Origin of the sequence: Lentzea sp. NPDC003310, assembly GCF_040610935.1 — a bacterium.
Taxonomy (GTDB): Bacteria; Actinomycetota; Actinomycetes; order Mycobacteriales; family Pseudonocardiaceae; genus Lentzea.
The window spans coordinates 204,861-224,431 of sequence record NZ_JBEXNC010000016.1 but is presented as its reverse complement, the minus strand read 5'-3'; the positions used below and the strand labels follow the sequence as shown (position 1 = coordinate 224,431).

Annotated in this window: 14 protein-coding genes and 1 pseudogene; 11 read left to right on the top strand and 4 right to left on the bottom strand. The window is 70.8% G+C overall.

Annotation, left to right across the window (positions count from 1 at the left end; genetic code table 11):
• Nucleotides 1–36 precede the first annotated feature (36 nt).
• Nucleotides 37–1,596 carry a phospholipid carrier-dependent glycosyltransferase gene (locus tag ABZX02_RS31285; protein ID WP_355303470.1) on the bottom strand — a complete coding sequence of 520 codons (1,560 nt, stop codon included), beginning with the start codon at nucleotides 1,594–1,596 and terminating at the stop codon, nucleotides 37–39.
• Between the two features lie 166 nt (nucleotides 1,597–1,762).
• On the opposite strand from ABZX02_RS31285, the gene ABZX02_RS31280 reads away from it, so the two are divergent.
• The 6 genes from ABZX02_RS31280 (at nucleotide 1,763) to ABZX02_RS31255 (ending at nucleotide 8,638) form a co-directional block, all read left to right on the top strand.
• Nucleotides 1,763–3,085: an MFS transporter gene (locus ABZX02_RS31280; RefSeq protein ID WP_355303468.1), complete on the top strand. Its 1,323-nt coding sequence runs from the start codon at nucleotides 1,763–1,765 to the stop codon at nucleotides 3,083–3,085.
• Between the two features lie 9 nt (nucleotides 3,086–3,094).
• Nucleotides 3,095–4,060, top strand: a complete 966-nt coding sequence (locus ABZX02_RS31275; protein ID WP_355303466.1) for a serine hydrolase domain-containing protein — start codon at nucleotides 3,095–3,097, stop codon at nucleotides 4,058–4,060.
• A 35-nt stretch (nucleotides 4,061–4,095) separates the two neighbouring features.
• Nucleotides 4,096–5,286, top strand: coding sequence for a DNA polymerase IV (gene dinB / locus ABZX02_RS31270; protein WP_355303464.1), 1,191 nt, complete (start codon nucleotides 4,096–4,098; stop codon nucleotides 5,284–5,286).
• A 94-nt stretch (nucleotides 5,287–5,380) separates the two neighbouring features.
• Entirely contained in the window at nucleotides 5,381–7,039 is a 1,659-nt protein-coding gene (locus ABZX02_RS31265) for a discoidin domain-containing protein (protein ID WP_355303462.1), read from the top strand.
• Between the two features lie 43 nt (nucleotides 7,040–7,082).
• Nucleotides 7,083–8,162 (top strand): dihydrodipicolinate reductase, encoded by a 1,080-nt coding sequence (locus ABZX02_RS31260; RefSeq protein ID WP_355303460.1) that lies wholly within the window; start codon nucleotides 7,083–7,085, stop codon nucleotides 8,160–8,162.
• Nucleotides 8,159–8,638: a carboxymuconolactone decarboxylase family protein gene (locus tag ABZX02_RS31255; protein WP_355303458.1), complete on the top strand. Its 480-nt coding sequence runs from the start codon at nucleotides 8,159–8,161 to the stop codon at nucleotides 8,636–8,638. The genes ABZX02_RS31260 and ABZX02_RS31255 overlap by 4 nt, the downstream gene beginning before the upstream one ends.
• Nucleotides 8,639–8,655: 17 nt before the next feature.
• Here the strand turns inward: ABZX02_RS31255 and ABZX02_RS31250 are convergent, their stop codons facing one another.
• Nucleotides 8,656–10,269 carry a GMC oxidoreductase gene (locus ABZX02_RS31250; RefSeq protein WP_355303548.1) on the bottom strand — a complete coding sequence of 538 codons (1,614 nt, stop codon included), beginning with the start codon at nucleotides 10,267–10,269 and terminating at the stop codon, nucleotides 8,656–8,658.
• Nucleotides 10,270–10,493: 224 nt separating this feature from the next.
• Between ABZX02_RS31250 and ABZX02_RS31245 the strand changes: the two genes are divergently transcribed.
• A complete protein-coding gene (locus ABZX02_RS31245; RefSeq protein WP_355303456.1) occupies nucleotides 10,494–12,425 on the top strand; it encodes an FAD-dependent oxidoreductase in 1,932 nt (643 codons plus the stop codon).
• A 128-nt stretch (nucleotides 12,426–12,553) separates the two neighbouring features.
• Complete coding sequence (locus tag ABZX02_RS31240; RefSeq protein ID WP_355303454.1) at nucleotides 12,554–13,102, top strand: DUF1062 domain-containing protein; 549 nt, start codon at nucleotides 12,554–12,556, stop codon at nucleotides 13,100–13,102.
• Here ABZX02_RS31240 and ABZX02_RS31235 read toward each other — a convergent pair.
• Nucleotides 13,092–13,895 carry a LysR family transcriptional regulator gene (locus ABZX02_RS31235; protein WP_355303452.1) on the bottom strand — a complete coding sequence of 268 codons (804 nt, stop codon included), beginning with the start codon at nucleotides 13,893–13,895 and terminating at the stop codon, nucleotides 13,092–13,094. The two genes, ABZX02_RS31240 and ABZX02_RS31235, sit on opposite strands and share 11 nt — an antisense overlap.
• A gap of 80 nt (nucleotides 13,896–13,975) precedes the next feature.
• Between ABZX02_RS31235 and ABZX02_RS31230 the strand changes: the two are divergent.
• Nucleotides 13,976–14,404 (top strand): annotated as a pseudogene (locus tag ABZX02_RS31230) (dihydrofolate reductase family protein); the annotation flags it as partial.
• A 97-nt stretch (nucleotides 14,405–14,501) separates the two neighbouring features.
• Complete coding sequence (locus ABZX02_RS31225; protein WP_355303451.1) at nucleotides 14,502–17,483, top strand: TIM-barrel domain-containing protein; 2,982 nt, start codon at nucleotides 14,502–14,504, stop codon at nucleotides 17,481–17,483.
• On the opposite strand, the gene ABZX02_RS31220 is transcribed toward ABZX02_RS31225, so the two are convergent.
• Entirely contained in the window at nucleotides 17,461–18,162 is a 702-nt protein-coding gene (locus ABZX02_RS31220; protein WP_355303449.1) for a FadR/GntR family transcriptional regulator, read from the bottom strand. The two genes, ABZX02_RS31225 and ABZX02_RS31220, sit on opposite strands and share 23 nt — an antisense overlap.
• A 123-nt stretch (nucleotides 18,163–18,285) precedes the next feature.
• Here ABZX02_RS31220 and ABZX02_RS31215 point away from each other — a divergent pair, with 123 nt between their 5' ends.
• A complete protein-coding gene (locus ABZX02_RS31215; protein WP_355303447.1) occupies nucleotides 18,286–19,569 on the top strand; it encodes an SLC13 family permease in 1,284 nt (427 codons plus the stop codon).
• The last annotated feature ends 2 nt before the right edge of the window (nucleotides 19,570–19,571 follow it).

Here is a 19,571-nt window from a genome sequence, read left to right as displayed (position 1 = left end):
CGTAGGGGTACGGAACTTTCACCACCCGGCCTGGGCTCAGGGCCTGCGGAAGATCGTGATCGAGTGGCCGACCACGTCGATCGGCGTGCTCGTGTCGACCAGCGCCCGCAGCGCGTCGTCGGCCTTGGCGATGGCCGTGGTGGACACGACGAGCAGTCCGCGCACCTGGTCCGCCGCCACGCCGCGGGGGTCGGCCGCGCGGATGCCGTAGTGCTCGGGCACGCCGGCTCCCTTGTAGACGAGCCACGTGCGCTCGCCGGGGTACCGCTTCAGCCGTTCGGCGAGCCTGCCCAGGTCCTGGCCCCAGTCGACGTTCGAGTCGTGCAGGTGCAGGTGGGTCTTGGACGGCCCGCCGAAGATCTCGTTGGAGTACGGCAGGTAGTACGGGAACGTCCACAGTGAACTGACGGCGACCGCGGCGACGGCCAGCGCGGTGTAGCGGCGGTGCGCGACCACCGCCGTGGCGACCGCGAGGAACATCGGCACGAAGATCGCGTACCGCACGCCGAGGTCGCGGTCGCCGGTCATCGCGAACAGCAGCAGCACGCCGGCGGGCGCGAGGACGTACGCGGCGGCCGGACGCCGGGCCAACGCGACGGCCCCGGCGGCCCATAGCAGCAGCGCGCCGACCGGGGTCTTCACCAGCAGCGCGGCCGGCAGGTAGTACCAGTGCGACCCCTCGTAGTGGGTGCCGAAGAGGTAGCCGCCCCACACCCGGTGCTCCATCCCCAGCTGGACGCGCAGCCCGTCGAGGTACGGCTCGGGGAACGGCAGCAGGCCGACCGGCGCGGACGGCAGCCCGGGCGGGCTCTCCCAGCGCAGCAACGGGTCCACGGCGAGGTACGACGCCCACACCACGGCGACGGCGACCACCACCAGCACGACGGCGGCCTTGGCTCGGGCCTGCCGGAAGACCAGGAACAGCAGCACCGGGACGGCCGCGAGGGCGCTCATCTTCGTGGCCAGCGCCGCGCCGAGCGCGAGACCCGCGAGCGGCACGTAGAGTGCGGGGTCGTGGCGGCCCCGCCACAGCAGCCACGCGGACGTGAGCAGGAAGCCCGCCGCGGCGACGTCCAGCGTGGCCAGCGATCCGTGCGCGATGAGGTCCGGGGAGAACGCGTACAGGGCCAGCGCGACCAGGCCACCGGTCCGGGACGAGACGTCGGTGGCGAAGAGGTACACGACCACGCCGAACAGCAGCGTCAGCACGATCATCGGCAGCCGGGCCGCCAGCAGCAGTGCCGCGGGGTCGTTGCCCGCCTCGTAGAGCACGTGCCGGCCGAGCTCGGTCTGGTCGCCGGAGAAGCCGGGGTCGAGACGCGCGTCGGCGAACGTCAGCCCGGTCGCCATGATCAGCTTGCCGAGCGGCGGGTGCTCCGGGTTGTAGCGCAGGCTGTGCTGTTCCAGGTAGACGACGGTCGTGCCGATGTAGACCGGTTCGTCGACGGTCGGCGTCTGCGCGACGGCGGTCGTGATCATCGCGATCGCCATCTGGCCCAGCAGCACAGCCGCGGCCAGCGCGAACAGCCACCGCCGCGGTGCGTGCGCCGGTACCGGCGACACCTCGGCCGAACGCTGGAGCGTGGCGAGCGACAAGACCGCTCGGTCCTTTCCGGTGGGGGAACCGACCCGACACCTTCCGAAACGGGATGCCCGCCGGATCGGTTGCTTCCCCATTGCGCTACAGATCGTCGCGAAAGCCTCTACCGCATTTCCGCTACACCTTGTAGCTTTACTGGCCCCCGGACGAGGGAGACCAGCCGTGACCACGTTCCCTTCCACCAGACCCGCGATGGCGGTCCTGGCCGCGCTCGCCGTGACGATCGGCGCGCTCGAGAGCATCCCGTTCCCCGCGCTGCCGCTGCTGCAGCGCGAGCTCGGCCTCGACCCCGCTCAGGCCGGCCTGCTGTCGACGACGCTGATCGTCACCTCCGCGATCACCATGCCGATCGTCGCGAAGATCGCCGACGACCGCGGCGGGCGCCGCACCCTGATGGTGCTGACCTGGTGCATCGTCGTCGGGGCCGTGCTGTCGGCGTTCGCGACGACGTTCCCCGCGATCCTCTTCGGACAGTTCCTGCAGGGACTCGGCGGCGGCGTGCTGCCGGTGGCGTTCGTCCTGGTGCGGCAGCTCTTCCGCGACTCCACGCCGGTCGCGGTCGGGGTGCTCACCGGCCTGTTCACCGTCGGCAGCGGACTGGGCGTGCTCGTCGCCGGGCCACTCGCGGACGCGTTCTCACGGCAGTGGATGTTCCTCCTGCCCGCGATCGTCGTCGCCGCGGTGGCGGTCGTCGCGCCGCTCGCACTGCCCGGTCCCCGGGTCGTGCGGCGCACCCGGCTCGACTGGGCGGGCGCGGTGTTGCTGGCCCTGGCGCTCGCGACCCTGATGCTGGCGGTCTTCCTCGCCCCGCAGGGTCTTGCGGCCGCCGCGGTGCTGCTCGTACTGGCTGCCGCGGCCGGCGCCGGATGGGTCGTGGTCGAACGCCGTGCCGCGCACCCGCTGGTCGACCTGGGCGTCCTGCGGTCGGCCCGGACCGCGAGCCTGACGGCCGGGGCGCTCGGCGCGAGCTACTCGGCGACCTACTTCCTGGTGCCGCAGCTGCTCACCGGCCTCGGCGCCACCGCGACCGAGATCAGCCTCCTGCTCTTCCCCGCCGTGCTCGCCGCGGTCGTGGTCGGGCCGCTGTCCGGGGTGTTCGTGCGGCGCGCGGGCACCCGGACCGCGCTGGTGACCGGACTCGTGGTCACCGGCCTGGGCACACTCCTGCTGGCCGGGTGGCACGACGAACCGTGGCAGCTCGCGACCGGGGTGCTGGTGACGCTCGGGCTGGGCGTCGGCACCGCGTCGACCGCCACCTACACCGCCGTGATCGGCTCGGTCGCCGAGCAGGACACCGGCGTGGCGGCGGCGACGTGCGGGATCGCCCGCGCGATCGGCGCGGCCCTGGGGGTGCAGATCGCGGCGGCGCTGCTCACCGCGGGAACCGGGTTCGGCCTCGGGTTCGTGCTCGCCGCGGTCGTCGTGCTGCTTCCCCTGGCGCTGCAACGGAAAAACCGTTCCGCCGGGACCACCGCGCGGGTCTAGCCTGCACGGATGGGGCTGGCAGACATAGAGAAGATCGCCGAGGAGACCGGTTTCTCCGGCGTGGTCCAGGTCGACCGCGCCGGGGAGGTCGAGTTCGCGAAGGCCTACGGGCTCGCCAACCGCACCTACGGCGTGCCGAACACCGTCGACACCCGGTTCGGCATCGCCAGTGGCGGCAAGGGTTTCACCGCACTGGCGGTGCTCTCGCTGGTCCGCGAGGGCAAGCTCTCCCTCGACACGACCGCCCGCTCGCTGCTCGGCGACGACCTGCCGCTGATCGCCGCCGACGTGACGGTCGAGCACCTGCTCACCCACACGTCCGGGATCGGCGACTACCTCGACGAGGAGGGCGACTGGGAGGCCGACGACTACGTGATCGGCGCGGTCCACGAGCTCACCACGACGGAGGCGTTCCTGCCGCTGCTCGACGGGATCCCCACGAAGTTCAAGGCGGGCGAGCGGTTCGGCTACTGCAACGGCGGCTACGTCGTGCTGGCGCTGCTGGCCGAACGCGCGAGCGGACAGGGCTACCACGACCTCGTCCGCGACCGCGTGCTCGACCCGGCGGGCCTCACCAGGACGGGGTTCCCGCGCTCCGACGAGCTGCCCGTCGACGCGGCGGTCGGCTACCTGGACGGGTGCGACCGATCCAACGTCTTCCACCTGCCGGTGATCGCGAACGGCGACGGCGGCATCCACACCACCGCGGGCGACATGTCGAAGTTCTGGCGCGCGCTGTTCGCCGGACCGGACGCCGAGGTCGTCACGAGGCCGCGCCACGACGTGCCGGAGGAGTCGCTGCGGTACGGGCTCGGGTTCTGGCTGCACCAGACCGACGACACGGTGATCCTCGCCGGGTATGACGCCGGCGCGTCGTTCAAGTCCACCCACGACCCTCACACCGGCACCACGACGACGGTGCTGTCCAACACCTCTCCGGGCGCGTGGCCGATCGCACGGGCGCTCATGTCCTGACAGGACTGTTCTGAACGGGTGACGGATGCGAACATGTGTTCGTGAGCACCCCGATCCTGCACGCCGACCTGGACGCGTTCTACGCGTCGGTCGAGCAGCGGGACGACCCGGGCCTGCGCGGCCGGCCCGTCATCGTGGGCGGCGGAGTGGTGCTGGCCGCGAGCTACGAGGCCAAGGCGTTCGGCGTGCGGACCGCGATGGGCGGCGCGCGGGCGCGGCGGCTGTGCCCGCACGCGATCGTCGTGCCGCCGCGGATGTCGGCCTACTCGGCCGCGAGCAAGGCCGTGTTCGAGGTGTTCCGCGACACGACGCCGCTGGTCGAGGGCCTGTCGATCGACGAGGCGTTCCTCGACGTCGGCGGGCTGCACCGGATCGCCGGCCCGCCGGAGGTCGTCGCCGCACGACTGCGGGCGGACGTGCTCGCCAGGGTCGGCCTGCCGATCACGGTCGGCGTGGCGCGAACGAAGTTCCTCGCGAAGGTCGCGAGCGGCGTCGCGAAACCGGACGGGCTGCTGGTCGTGCCGGCCAACCGCGAGCTCGAGTTCCTGCACCCCCTGCCCGTCGAACGGCTCTGGGGCGTCGGCGACGTGACGGCGGCCAAGCTGCACGCGCTGGGACTGCGCACGGTCGGTGAGGTCGCCGCCCTCGGCGAGACCGCGCTGGTCTCGATGATCGGCCGGGCGGCGGGACGGCACCTGTTCTCCCTGGCGCACAACCACGACCCGCGGCCGGTCGAGACGGGACGGCGCCGCCGCTCGATCGGCTCGCAACGCGCGCTCGGCCGCCGCGAACGCACGCGCGACGACCTCGACGCCGTCCTCTCGTCGCTCGTCGACGGCATCTCCCGGCGGCTGCGCACGGGCGAGCGCGCGTGCCGGACGGTGGTGCTGCGGCTGCGGTTCGGCGACTTCTCCCGCGCCACCCGGTCGCACACGCTCAGGCACCCCACGACGGAGACCGAGGTCCTGCTGGCGGCCGCACGGGAGCTGCTGGGCGGAGCGATGCCGATGATCGAGAACCGCGGCATCACACTGCTGGGCCTGTCCTTCACCAACCTGCAGAACGACACGCCGATGCAGCTGGTGCTGCCGTTCGAGGAGCAGAAGCCGGCGGCGCTCGACGCCGCGCTGGACGGGGTGCGCGACCGGTTCGGGGGCAGGTCGGTGACGCGGGCGGCACTGCTGGGACGCGACCCGGGCCTCTCCGTTCCCCTGCTGCCGGACTGATCCGGCATATCGAAAAGACCGGTCCGTCAACTTCTTGCGTGATCCTGTCCACATCTTGCAGTCTGGGGTCGAATCGCCGACAAAGGAGTTCGCGATGACCCTGTCACGCCGCACCCTGCTCAGCTCCGCGCTCGCCGCCCCCGCGCTGGGGCTCCTGCCCACCTCCGCGCACGCGGCCAGTCCTCCCGGCGACGTCGTCGGCAAGATCACCGTCGGGTACCAGGGCTGGTTCGCCTGCCGCGGCGACAACTCGCCGCTCGACGGCTGGTGGCACTGGAACAACGACTGGAGCCGCCCGCCCGCGCCGCCGACCAGCTCGGTCGTCGCCTGGCCCGACGTCCGCGACTACACGCGCACCTACCAGACCGCGTTCGCGAACCTCGGCGACGGACGGCCCGCGACGCTGTTCTCCAACTACGACCGGCAGACCGTCGACGTCCACTTCCAGTGGATGCGGGACAACAACATCGACACGGCCGCGCTGCAGCGCTTCGACCCGACCGGCGGCGAGGGCCCGATCCGCGACGCCGTGACCGCGCACGTCCGGCCCGCCGCCGAGGCGACCGGGCGGAAGTTCTACATCATGTACGACGTCACGAACTGGACGAACATGCAGTCGGAGATCAAGACCGACTGGCTGGAGAAGATGTCCGCCTACACCTCCTCCCCCGCCTACGCCCGGCAGAACGGCAAGCCGGTCGTGTGCGTCTGGGGCTTCGGCTTCAACGACCCCGGCCGCCCGTTCGGCCCGGCGGCCTGCCAGGACGTCGTCGACTGGTTCAAGGCGCGCGGCTGCTACGTGATCGGCGGCGTGCCCACGCACTGGCGGCTCGAGATCGAGGACTCGCGGCAGGGTTTCGCGAACGTCTACCGCAGCTTCGACATGCTCTCGCCGTGGATGGTCGGCCGGATCGGCACCCCGGCCGACACGGATCGGTTCCACACCAACGTGAACAAGCCCGACCAGGCGGAGTGCGACGCGCGCGGGATCGACTACCAGCCGTGCGTGCTGCCGGGTGATGTCGGGTCGCGGCAACGGCTGCACGGCGACTTCATGTGGCGGCAGTTCTACAACATGGTCCGCCTTGGCGCGCAGGGCATCTACATCTCGATGTTCGACGAGTTCAACGAGGGCAACCAGATCTGCAAGACCGCCGAGACGCAGGCCGACGTGCCGGTCGGGTCGGGGTACCTCGCGCTCGACGAGGACGGCACGCGCTGCTCGGCCGACTACTACCTGCGCCTCACCGGCGACGGCGGCCGCATGCTCAAGGGCGAGATCGCGCTGACCGCCGTGCGGCCCACCCAGCCGTGGATCGGTGGCCCGCCCACCCCGGACGTCGACCTGGCCGCCGGGCGGCCGACGACGCAGAGCTCGCAGACCCAGGGCTACGGCAGCGGGTTCGCCGTCGACGGCGATCCGCACTCGTACTGGGAGAGCGCGAACAACGCGTTCCCGCAGTGGATCCAGGTCGACCTCGGCACGGCGGCCGCCCTGAAGCGCGCCGTCCTCTCGCTGCCGCCGAACCCCGCCTGGGGACGCCGGACCCAGACCGTGACGATCCAGGGCAGCACGGACGGCCAGGCGTTCAGCCCGCTGGTCCCGCCGACCGGGTACGTGTTCGACCCCGCGACCGGGAACGCCGCGACGGCGACGCTGCCCGGCACCCCGGTCCGGTATGTGCGGCTCACCTTCACCGGGAACACCGGCTGGCCGGCGGGGCAGCTCGCGGGCCTGCGCCTGTACGCCTGATGGACCCTTGAAAACTGAAACGTGTTCTAGTTACGCTACCCGCATGATCGCCACAGTGGTGTGGGGCACCGGAAACGTGGGCCGGAGCGCGATTCGCGCCGTCGAGGCCCATCCTGCGCTGAAGCTGACGGCCGTGATCGTGCACAACCCGGAGAAGGAGGGCCGGGACGCGGGCGAGCTCGCCGGGCTGGACCACGAGCTGGGAGTCGCGGCCACCACCGACATCGACGCGGTGCTGGCCGCGAGCCCGCGCGCCGTCGTGTACGCGGCGTCCGGGGACATCAGGCCGGACGACGCGCTCGCCGACATCACCAGGGCGATCAGGGCGGGCGCGGTCGTCGTGACCCCCTCCCTCTACGCGCTCTACGACCACCGCAGCGCACCACCCGAGCTTCGAGAACCCGTTCTAGCGGCGATCGCGGAGGGCGGCGGCTCGCTGTTCGTGTCCGGCGTCGACCCCGGCTGGGGCAACGACGTGCTGCCGCTGATGGTGAGCGGCCTCGGCCACACCATCGATGCCGTGCGGTGTCAGGAGATCTTCGACTACTCGACCTACGACCAGCCGGACGCGGTGCGGTGGCTGATCGGGTTCGGGCAGCCGCTCGACTACCAGGCGCCCATGCTGATGCCGACCGTGCCGACCATGGTGTGGGGTGGCCAGATCCGGCTGCTCGCACGGGCGCTCGGCGCCGAGCTGGACGAGATCCGCGAGACGGTCGACCGGCGCGCGCTCGACGAGACCGTGACGACGCGGACGATGGGCGAGTTCGAGAAGGGCACGCAGGGCGCGATCCGGTTCGAGGTGCAGGGCATCGTCGGCGGCGAGCCGCTGATCGTCATCGAGCACGTCACCCGCATCCACGCCTCGTGCGCCACGGACTGGCCGATGCCGCCGTCGGGCGACGGCGCGCACAAGGTGATCATCGAGGGCCGGCCGCGCATCGAGGTGTCGGTCGAGGCCGTCGACGAGGGCGAGAACCGGTCCGCGGGCGGCAACGCGACGGCGGTCGGCCGCATCGTCAACGCCATCGACTGGCTCGCGGAGGCGGAGCCCGGACTCTACGACGCGCTCGACGTCCCGTTGCGTCCCGTCGCGGGCAAGCTGGGGAGGACCACACCGTGAACATCGACATCCCCGAGGGCAAGGACCCCATCGGGTTCGTGTGGGGCGAGCTCGTGCCCGGCATCGGCATGGCCGCCGCGAACCTCTCCCTCGCCGTCTACCAGCACACCACGCTGGGGCTGCGCGAGTTCGAGGCGGCGCGGCTGCGGATCGCGCAGATCAACGGCTGCATGTTCTGCCTCGACTGGCGCACCGAACGCGACGGCGTGAAGGTGGAGGACGACTTCATCGACGCGGTGACCCAGTGGCGCACCACCGACGCCTTCGACGACCGGGCGAGGCTGGCCGCGGAGTACGCCGAGCGGTACGCACTGGACCACCACGGTCTCGACGAGGAGTTCTGGGCGCGCATGACCCGGCACTACTCGCAGGTGGAGATCGTGGAGCTCACCATGAGCATCGGGGCCTGGCTGGTGTTCGGCCGGTTGAACCGGGTGTTCGGCCTCGACGCGATGTGCGTGCTCCCGAAGTTCTGACCGTCGCGGGTGGACGGTCAGAAGTCGGTGGCGATGATCTTCTCGATGTTCCTCTCGGCGAGCGCCGTGATCGTGACGAACGGGTTCACCACGGTGCAGCCGGGGATCAGCGAGCCGTCCGTGACGTACAGGCCGGAGTACCCCTGCAGGCGGCCGTAGTTGTCGGTCGCCCTGTTCAGCACGGCACCACCGAGCGGGTGGTACGTCAGGTGGTCGCCCCAGATCTTGTACACGCCGAAGAGGTCCGTCCGGTAGATCGTCCCCTCCTTTGAGTTGATCTTGTCGAAGATGGTCTTGGCGGCGTTGATCGAGACGCTCTTCCACGCGGTCTGCCAGCTCAGGTCGACCTTGCCCGCGGCCGCGTTCCAGGTGAACTGGGCGCGGTTCGGCGTCCTGGTGATCGACAGGTAGAACGACGCGTAGGTCTCGATGCCGGTCGGCAGCGGGGCCACCTCGGCGAAGGCACCGCCGGCCGCCCAGTTGTCGATGCCCAGGGTCGGGATCGACGACTGCAGCTTCCCGGTCGGGTCCCACATGTGGTTGGCGCGGCCGCACATCACGTTGCCGTTGTCGCCCCAGCCCTTGCCGACCTCGCCGTTCAGGTTCGGCAGCGCGCCCGTGGCCTTGAGCCTGACCAGGAGCTTGCTCGTGCCGACGCTGCCCGCCGCGAAGAACACCTTCGCCGCGGTCACCTCCTTGACGGCGATCGGGTCACCGGTGGTGTTGAGCTGCTCGATGGTGACCTTGTAACCACCCGTCGCGGGACGGACGTCGACGACCCGGTGCAGCGGCGAGATGGTGACGCGCCCGGTCGCCCTGATCTTCGAGATGTACGACTTCTGCAACGACTTCTTGCCGTAGTTGTTGCCGTAGAGGATCTCGCCGGCCAGAGCCGACTTCGGGACCGTGCCGGCGGCCTCCTGCTCCATGTAGTTCCAGTCGTACACAGTCGGCACGAAGACGTACGGGAAGTTGGACCGCTCGGCGTGCTTGCGGCCCACCCGCGCGTACTGGTACGCGTCGGTCGTGTCGAACCAGGCCGGCCTGATCAGGCCGACGCCGAGCTCGGCGTTGGCGCGCGGGTAGTAGGTGTTGTACATCTCGTCCGGGTTCACGGTCGGCAGGACGTCGCCGAAGTTCTCCCGCTTCGGGGTGACGGCCATGCCGCCGTTGACGAGCGAGCCGCCGCCGACACCGCGTCCCTGGTAGACGGTGATGCCCGCGAACTCCTCGGCGTCGAGGATGCCGGTGTACTTCGGGATCGCCTTGTCGATCGGGAAGCCCAGGAAGTTGCTCAGCGGCTGCTTCGTCCTGGTGCGCAGCCAGAACGACCGCTGGTCCGGTGTCGTGGTGTTGGCGAAGATCTTCCCGTCCGCGCCGGGGGTGTCCCACGCCATGCCCATCTCGACCATGTGGACGTCGACGCCGGCCTGGGCGAGCCGCAGCGCGGTCACGCTGCCGCCGTACCCCGTGCCGATCACCAGGGCGGGGACCACCGCCGCGTCCGCGATCGACGTCGCCGCCCGTGCCACCGGCGCGACGCCTCCCAGGGCCACTGCCCCAAGAATAGAACCTGTTCCAGTAATGAACGAACGTCGTGAAGGACCCTCGAAACCGTTGTCACACGTCATTGTGTGGGTCATGTGATCTTCCTCACTGTGGGCGCATGAGAACAAGTTATACCGGCGCTTGTAGATCAAGTCACTACCTGGTAGTCCCGGTTCGCTCGGGGAGCGCAGCGCAGGTGACGGGCTCGGAGCCGGTCTCCGGGACGCTCGCGGACAACCCGGACGGCCCAGCGCGAGCACACGATCGAGGAATGTTCGGGCACGGATGGTGGCCCGACAATCGAGCGATGCCCTCGGTATCCGGTGATGGTGAGGACGCCAGACCGAGCGTTCTCGTGGTGGGAGCGGGGATCTCGGGCCTGGCCGCGGCGCGCGCGTTGCGCGGGCTCGGCCACGCCGTGACGGTCCTGGAGGCCCGCGACCGGGCCGGTGGCCGGATCTGGACCGACGAGCACGGGGTCGACCTGGGCGCGCACTGGATCCACGGCACGGACGGCAACCCGGTCACGGAACTGGTGGAGGACCTGGGCCTCCCGCACAGCTACGTGGGCGGCGACAGCGCCTACACCGGCGGGTTCGACAGCCTCGACCTGTTCGGAGTGGACCGGCGGGCGGTGGGCCACCGCTACAAGAGCCACACGCTCGCACTGGCCGACGAGGTCCTGCACGAGCTGGAACGCCGCGCCGACGTGGCGCGCAAGGCAGATCTCCCGGACGTCGCGCTGGGCGAGGCGGTGCGCCAGGTCCTCGCCGGGCTCGAACTGTCCACAGAGGATGAACAGGCCGTGCGCTACCACCTGAACGTGATCCTGCGCGAGGACGCGGCCGAGGACCCCGACAAGCTCTCCTTGAAGCACTGGGAGGACGGCTACCTCGTCTACGGCTACGGCGACAGCACGCTGCACGACGGCTACCAGTCCGTTGTGGACGCTCTGGCGGAGGGGACGGACGTGCGGCTGGGGCACGTGGTCACGCGCGTCGAACCGGGCCGGGTGACCACGGACCGGGGCGTGTTCGAGGCGGACAAGGTGCTCGTGACGCTGCCGCTGGGGGTGTTGAAGGCCGAGGCGGTCGAGTTCGCGCCGCCGTTGCCACCGGAGAAGCGGTCGGCGATCGCCCGGCTGGGCTTCGGCACGCTCAACAAGATCGCGCTGCACTACGAGGAACCGTTCTGGCCGCGCGAGCAGTACGTGTTCGGCTACCTCTGCCGCGACACGGACCGCTACCCCACCGTGGTCATCAGCATGTGGAAGTCCCATGGCAAGCCGGTCCTCGTCATGCTGCTCGGCGCCTCACTCGGCCGCGAGGCGGAGACCTGGTCCGACGAGGCCGTCTCGGCCTACGCGGCGGAGATCGTCCAGGACCTCTTCGGCGACGACGCGCCCGCTCCGTCCGGAATCTCGCGCACGGCGTGGTCGTCCGACCCCTACTCGCTCGGTTCCTACACGTGCATCGGTGTCGGTTCCTCCGCGAAGGACATCGCGACGCTCGCCGAACCGGTCGGCGACGAGCTCTTCTTCGCCGGCGAGGGCACGAACCAATACCACTGGGGCTGCGTGCACAGCGCGTACGAGTCGGGTCTGCGCGAGGCCGCCCGGATCAGCGGCCACGCCGACCTCCACACCCCGCCGAGCGCCGGGAGGTCCCGGGCCCGGTCCCGGTCCACCGACCGGATGCTGCGGTTCGTGCGGATGCGGATGAACCACATCTCCGACCGCGAGCTGACCGACCGGGTCGCGTGCCTGCGCGAGAGCGCCGACCCGCACGGCGTCCGGTTGTTCGGCGCGCTGGCCGACTCCGACCTGGAGACGCTCGGGTCCATGTTCGACGAGATCCCTTACACGGCAGGGGACGTGCTCTTCCGCGAGGACGACGCGGCGCACGGCGTGTTCCTGGTCGCGTCCGGGCGGGTCGAGGTCGACTTCGGCGGGATCTACGCGCGGTCGGTGCTCGGCCGCGGCGCGCTGCTCGGCCACCACGACCTGTTCTTCCACGCCCGCACCACGTCCGTGACGGCGCTGACCGACGACGTGGTGGTGTTCTACCTGGACCACTACCGGTACCAGAGCTTCCTGCACGCGTTCCCCGACGTGATGATGCTGATGCTGACGGACCTCGTGACGCGGTGGGAGCAGTTGGAGAGCGTGCTCGGCGCCGAGACGCTGCCGAAAATGGATGGAGCACCGGCATCCCGGACCGCTACCTTCCTGCCCGACTGAGTCGTCGAGGCAAGGACGTGCCGTTGTACACCGCCTGAGTTCTCCCTAGCGCTGGTCTTCGTTGCGCGCCGCTCTCCTGAGCGACGTGCTCCCTTTGCTGCGGACTTCTCACCGAATGGTGTACCTCTGTGCTCTCCACCTGGGCCGTCGTGCCCACCTGCCTTCCTCTCGTCCACCGGCGCTGCCACGTCTGCGCCGCCGACCGCTTCCGAGCGAGCGGCAAGTTCCGCGTCAACGCCAACCACAAGGTCCTCGACGCCTGGCTCCTCGTGCTCTGCACGGGCTGCGGGGACACCGCCAAGCTCACGATCTTCGAGCGGGCGCACGTCCGCACGGTCCAGCCCGCGCTGCTGGACCGGTTGCACGCCAACGACCTCACGCTCGTCGCGGAACTGCTGCAGGACGCGGTCCTGCAGCGCCGCAACCACGTCTCCCTGGACTGGGACGGCGCCTGGCGGCTCGACACCGGCGGGTCGGCCCACCTCGACCTCGACGTGGCCGACGTGGAGGTGCGGTTCGAGGCGCGCGTTCCCGTCCGCCCGGTGCGGCTGATCGCGGACGGCTTCAGCCTGACCCGCGGTGAGGTCGAACGGCTGATCGCCGACGGGAGGGTGGTGTCGGGCATCCGGTTGACCGGCAAGGTCTCCGGCGACTTCACCTTCACGCTCAGGCGCTGACGCCGGGTGGCCGGGGGGCTGCGAGCAGGCTCCCGGCCACCTCGCGCAGCGCCGTCAGCACCGCCGCCACCCCGGGCGGATCGGGCGGATCGCCGTACGTGACGGCGTGGATCTCCCGGACGGCGGCGGGAACCACGGTGGCGTGCACGTCCTGCCGCCGGTGCGCACGCAGTCCCAGGCCCGCGAGCAGGGCCACCCCGGCACCGGCCGCCACGAGTGCCTGCACGACCACCATGTCGTCGCTGTGCGAGGTGGTCCGCGGCGTGAATCCCGCGTCACGGCACACCACCTCCAGTTCGGCCTGACACGCGTCGCACCCGCCGATCCACGCCGAGTCGCGGTGGTGCGCAAGGCTGTCGCCGGGCCGCCTGCTGATCAGGTGGAGCGGATCGTCGCCGAGGTGGACGGACCGGCAGCCCTCCGGCACCGGATCACCGGCGCGCCGGAACACCACGGCGATCTCGACCTCCCCGTGCCGCAGCATCCGCACCGCGTCGGCGGGATGCCGTTCGACGAGGGTCAGGTCCAGCCCGGGGTGCCGCTCCGCGAGCACGACGGCGGCCCGGGGCACGATCGTGGCCGCCGTGGACGCGTTCGCCGCCACCCTGACCCGCCCCGACCGCAGCCCGGCCTGGGCCTGGAGCTCGGTGGTGGCGGCGCCGACCCGTCCGGCGATCTCGGCCGCGCGGTCGGCCAGCAGCCGGCCCTCCGGGGTCAGCCGGATCCCGCGGCCGGCCTTCTGCACGAGCCGCACGCCCGTGGCCGCCTCGAGCCGCGCCAGGTGGTGGCTCACCGACGGCTGGGGCAGCGTGCTGCACGCGTGGATGGAGGACCCAGGAGCAGCGCCGGCAGCTGGACCGCCTCGCCGAGACCAAGGCGTTCATCATGGGGCGCAACATGTTCGGCCCGGTGCGCGGACCGTGGGACCGGGTGTGGAACGGCTGGTGGGGCGACGACCCGCCATACCACGGGCCGGTGTTCGTGCTGACCCACCACGCCCGCGAGCCGCAGCCGATGGAGGGCGGCACGACGTTCCACTTCGTCACCGAGGGAGCCGCGGCGGCGTTCGAGAGGGCGAGTGCGGTGGCCGGGAACGGGAACATCTCGATCCACGGCGGCGCCTCGACGATCAACCAGTACCTGACGGCCGGGCTGGTCGACGAGCTGCGGCTGCGGATCGTGCCGGTCACGCTCGGGGCCGGGACGCGGCTGTTCGACGGTGTGCCCGGTCTGAAGCTGGAGCAGGTGTCCTCACGCGCCGGCGCCGCGTTCACGCATGTGACGTACAGGGTGGTGCGCTGACTGGCCTCTTGATCGCTCCACAACGGCACGCCAAGGTGAGGAAGGTTCAGGTACCTGAACCACCTCGGAAGCCGACGGCGTCAGACGAGGAGCGCGAATGCGGAAACGCACGATCGTCGCAGTGCTCGCCCTACTCAGCCTGGGTCTCCCTCCCCCGGCGACCGCCCAGCCGAACGGCACGGTGGTCTCCGGGCAGGCCCGGTTCCAGATCCTCTCCCCCACCCTCATCCGGTCCGAGTTCGCCGGGGACCGCCGCTTTGAGGACCAGGCCACTTACAACGTTGTAAACCGCACGTTCCCGCGCACGGCCTACACGTCGCGGGTCGCGGACGGCTGGCTGACCATCACGACCTCGGCCATGACCCTGCGGTACCGCGTGGGGTCCGGGCCGTTCCGGGCGGACAACCTGGAGCTGAAGACGGCCGGCACGACCGCGTCCCCGTGGCGGCGGGTGGTCTGTGCGACCGGTCAGCTCTGCGAGGCCGAGGACCAGGCGCGCGAGGGCGTCCTGGTGGCGGCCGACCACCCCGGTCACTCCGGGGCCGGGTTCATCGCCGGGTTCACCTACACCGGCAACGGGGTCACGGCGACGGTCCGTGCTGCGGCGGCTGGCCGGCACCGCGTGGTCGTGAAGTACGCGAACGGCCGGGGCGGTGACGGCAAGCACGAGAACCGCACGCTGGGGCTGTCGGTCGACGGCCAGGCGGCGCGGCAGATCACGCTGCCCGCGACCGCGGACTGGAACGACTGGCGGCAGGTGGAGACCGAGGTCGACCTCCCGGCCGGCGAGCACCGCATCGCGCTGACCCGGCGCTCCGGCGACTCGGGCAACGTCAACGTCGACAGCCTCGCCCTGCTCACGGCCGGCCAGGCCTACCCCGGCGTGCGGGCGGTCGACGACTGCCGGTTCGGCACGACCTGCGAGGCGGAGAACGGTCTCGTGAGCGGCGCGGCCGGGATCGCCGACGAGCACGCGGGGTTCGCGGGCACCGGGTTCGTCGCCGAGCTCGTCGGCGGCACCAGGCTGACGCAGAAGATCACGAGCGTGCCGGCGGCGGGCACGCATCCCGTGGTCCTGCGCTACGCCAACGGTGTCGGTGGCGACGGCAGGCACGAACCGCGGACCGTGCTGCTCAACGGTCAGGCGGTCACCCTGCCCACGACGGCGAACTGGGCCACGTGGTCCACGGCGACGGCGCAGATCTCGCTGCCCGCGGGCACTTCCGACCTCACCGTGACGTGCCCCGACAGCGGGTGCCACGTCAACCTCGACACCATCGGCGTGTCCAGCACGGCGCAGCACCTGGCGCTCGGCGGCTACCGGCGGTCGCTCGACGGGTACACGGGGAACAGCGGTGACCCGCAGCTGACGCCCGGCCTGATGTACCGCGACGGCTGGTACCTGCTCGACGACACGCCTTCCGCGCTGCGCGACGGAACTCCGCGCGCGGACCGGGGCGCGCAGCCGTACCAGGACGGCTACGTGTTCGGCTACGGCACGAACTACAAGGCGGCGCTGGGTGATCTGGCGACGCTGACCGGTGGGCCGAAGTTGTTGCCCCGCTGGGCGTACGGCGTCTGGTACTCCGAGTACATCGACCGGACCGCGGCCGACTTCCGCGACCGGATCCTGCCCGCGTTCCGGCAGCACGGCGTGCCGCTCGACGTGCTCGTCGTCGACACGGACTTCAAGGGCCACAACCTGTGGAACGGCTGGCGCATGGACCAGCAGAAGTTCCCCGACCCGCAGGGCTTCCTCGACTGGGCGCACGGCGAAGGCCTGCACAGCACGCTGAACATCCACCCGAGCATCCAGGGCGACGACCCGGACTTCGCGCAGGCGCAGGCCACCGCGAAGGGCAAGCTGGCGCGCGGTTCGTGCGCGAACTGCTACGTGTTCGACTGGGCCGACCCGGACCAGCTGCGCGCGTACGTGGAGCTGCACCGGAAGATGCCGACCGACTTCTGGTGGCTCGACTGGTGCTGCGACGGCTCGGGTTCGTCGAAGCGCGGCGTCGCGGCCGACTCGTGGATCAACGAGCAGTACGCGAAGATCGGCGCGTTCGCGTTCTCGCGCGGGTTCGGGTCGTTGCAGGCGGGCGGGTACAGCGGCTCCGGGCCGTTGCCGACCGGTCCGTGGGCGGAGAAGCGCACCACCCTGCACTTCACCGGTGACACCTCGTCGACGTGGGGCACGCTGAAGGCGACCATCGGCTACACCTCGGCCGAGGGCGTGGCGACCGGCATGTCGAACATCAGCCACGACATCGGCGGCCACAACGACACCACCGGGCTGCGCGGGTCGGAGACCTACCTCGACAACGGCCAGGTCCGCTACACCACCAAGCTGCCGGACGACCTGTACGCGCGGTGGGTGCAGCTGGGCGCGTTCCAGCCGATCACGCGTCTGCACAGCAACCACGGCGACCGGCTGCCGTGGCAGTACGGACCGGCCGCGCAGGCATCGGCCACGAAGTTCCTGAACCTGAGGGAACGTCTCGTGCCGTACATCTACTCGGTGGCGGAGCAGGCGTCGCGGACGGGTGTGCCGCTCCAGCGGCCGGCGTGGCTCGAGTACCCGAACAGCCCGGAGGCGTACGCCACCGCGGACAGCCAGTTCCTGCTCGGGACCGACCTCCTGGTCGCGCCGATCACCACGCCCGGCGAGACGGGGTCGACGCGGGTCTGGTTCCCGCCCGGCCAGTGGACCGACTACTTCACCGGGCAGGTCCACCAGGGCAACACGTGGGCGACCGTCAGCGCGGGTCTCGACACGATGCCCGTGTTCCTGCGGTCGGGCGGAATGCTGGTCGAGCGCAGCGCGGACGTGGCCAACGACGCCAAGAACCCGGCCACCGCGCTGACCGTGCACGTCACGGAGGGAGCGAAGGGCGAGTTCACGCTCTACGAGGACGGCGGGCGGACGCGGATCGTCCAGCGCGGCGACACCGTCGTCGTGCTGTCCGGCAAGGTGTCCAAAAGGGACTGGAGGTTCGTCGTGCACAGGGCGGACGGGACCAGCCACGTCGTGCAGGCGCGCAACTCGCCCGCCGTGGTCAGTCTTCGGGCACCCAGGTGAGCAGCCGGACCTTCGCGACGGTCCGGACGTGCTTGCGCATCGCGGCGGCGGCCTTCTTCGGGTCACCTGCGGCGATGGCCTCGTAGATCGCCGTGTGCTGCGCCAGTGAGCGGGACGGACGACCCGGCTGGCGCAGCGACTCGGTGCGGCTCTCGGTGATCTGCTGCGCGATGGTCTTCATGAAGTCGGCCAGCAGGGAGCTGTGCGCGGCGGCGGTGACGGCGGCGTGGAAGCGGCGATCCCCTTCCACGCCGTTCGTGCCTTCGGCGATCTCGTCGCGCATGTAGTCGAGCGCCGCGCGGATCGTCTCCAGCTCGGCATCGGTGCGGCGTTCGGCGGCCAGTTCGGCGAGCTTGGTCTCGAGCGCCTCGCGGGCCTCCAGCACCTCCGGGAGGCGTTTGCGGCGTTCGACGAGCTGCTCGACCGGTTCGACGTCGAGGGTGTCGCGCACCAGGTACGTGCCGCCGCCGTGGCGCGCCTCGACCAGGCCCTGGACCTCCAGCACCACGATCGCCTGCTTGACCGACGCGCGGCTGACCCCGAGGCTCGCCGCGAGGTCGCGTTCGGCGGGCAGCCTGTCCCCCGCCTTCAGCCCCGCCTCGGCGACGTGCGCGCGCAGCCGTTCGAGCACCTGCTCGTACAGGCGTGACTTCACCATCGGCCTCAGCGCCTCGGACATCTGCCCAGGATAACCGGTCAAGTGACTCAGCCACTAGGCCACCTCTTGACAGCGGCTGGACCACAGGCGGAAAGTGGCTGAGCCACTCGGCCACCGGACCAGTCCCAACGACGGGAGCCCTGCATGTCCGCCGAACTGATCTCGATACTCGTGCTGGTCGTGGTCTTCGTGATCGCCACGACCCGGTCGATCAACATGGGTGCGCTCGCCTTCGCCGCCGCCTTCGGGGTCGGCACGCTGGTGGCGGACATGAAGACCGACGACATTTTCAAAGGCTTCCCCGGCTCGTTGTTCGTCGTGCTGGTCGGGGTGACGTTCCTGTTCGCGATCGCCCGCGCCAACGGCACCACGGACTGGCTGGTGCACGTGGCGATCCGGCTGGTCGGCGGGCGGATCGCGCTGATGCCGTGGGTGATGTTCGCGATCACCGGCGTGCTGACGGCGATCGGCGCGGTGAGCCCGGCGGCGGTGGCGATCGTGGCGCCGATCGCGATGGGGTTCGCGGCCCGCTACAAGATCAACCCGCTGCTGATGGGCGTCATGGTCGTGCACGGGGCGCAGGCCGGCGGGTTCTCGCCGATCAGCATCTACGGCACGATCGTGAACGGCATCGTGGCCAAGGAGGGGTTGCCGGGCAACGAGATCGTGCTGTTCCTGGCGAGCCTGGTGGTCAACCTGCTGATCGCCGCCGTGGTGTTCGTGGTGCTGGGCGGCATGAAGCTCGCGCGGCAGCCGCTGGAGGCGCCGGCACTGGTGCGGACCGGCGGCGGTCCGGGCAGTGATCCGGTGGACGAGGAGGAGCGCGTCTCCCTGACCGCGCCTCGCATCGCCACCCTGATCGGCCTCGTCGCGCTGGTGGTCGCCGCCCTCGTGTTCGACCTCGACGTCGGCCTCGCCGCGATCACCGTGGCCGTGCTGCTCAGCGTCGTGTGGCCGGAGACGTCCAAGCAGGCGATCACCCAGATCACCTGGCCGACCGTGCTGCTGATCTGCGGCATCCTCACCTACGTCGCGGTGCTGCAGACGATGGGCACGATCAAGTGGGCGGGCGACTCGGTCGCCGGTGTCGGTGCTCCCCTGCTCGCCGCGCTGCTGATCTGCTACATCGGCGCGATCGTGTCGGCGTTCGCCTCGTCCGTCGGCATCATGGGCGCGCTGATCCCCCTCGCGGTGCCGTTCCTGCTGCAGGGCGAGGTCAGCGCGGTCGGCCTGATCGCGGCGCTGGCGGTGTCGGCGACCGTGGTCGACGTGAGTCCGTTCTCCACCAACGGCGCCCTGGTGCTGGTGGGTGCGCAGGACGTCGACCGCGACAAGTTCTTCAAGCAGCTGATGGTCTACGGCGGGATCATGGTCGCGGCGGCGCCGCCGCTGGTCTGGCTCGCCTTCGTCGTCCCGGGAATCTGGTGAGT

Coding starts and splice junctions, on each gene's coding strand:
- ABZX02_RS31265 (WP_355303462.1), top strand. CDS start 5,381: ATGACCCTGTCACGCCGCACCCTGCTCAGCTCCGCGCTCGCCGCCCCC.
- ABZX02_RS31220 (WP_355303449.1), bottom strand. CDS start 18,162: ATGTCCGAGGCGCTGAGGCCGATGGTGAAGTCACGCCTGTACGAGCAG.
- ABZX02_RS31260 (WP_355303460.1), top strand. CDS start 7,083: ATGATCGCCACAGTGGTGTGGGGCACCGGAAACGTGGGCCGGAGCGCG.
- ABZX02_RS31215 (WP_355303447.1), top strand. CDS start 18,286: ATGTCCGCCGAACTGATCTCGATACTCGTGCTGGTCGTGGTCTTCGTG.
- ABZX02_RS31275 (WP_355303466.1), top strand. CDS start 3,095: ATGGGGCTGGCAGACATAGAGAAGATCGCCGAGGAGACCGGTTTCTCC.
- ABZX02_RS31250 (WP_355303548.1), bottom strand. CDS start 10,269: ATGACGTGTGACAACGGTTTCGAGGGTCCTTCACGACGTTCGTTCATT.
- ABZX02_RS31245 (WP_355303456.1), top strand. CDS start 10,494: ATGCCCTCGGTATCCGGTGATGGTGAGGACGCCAGACCGAGCGTTCTC.
- ABZX02_RS31225 (WP_355303451.1), top strand. CDS start 14,502: ATGCGGAAACGCACGATCGTCGCAGTGCTCGCCCTACTCAGCCTGGGT.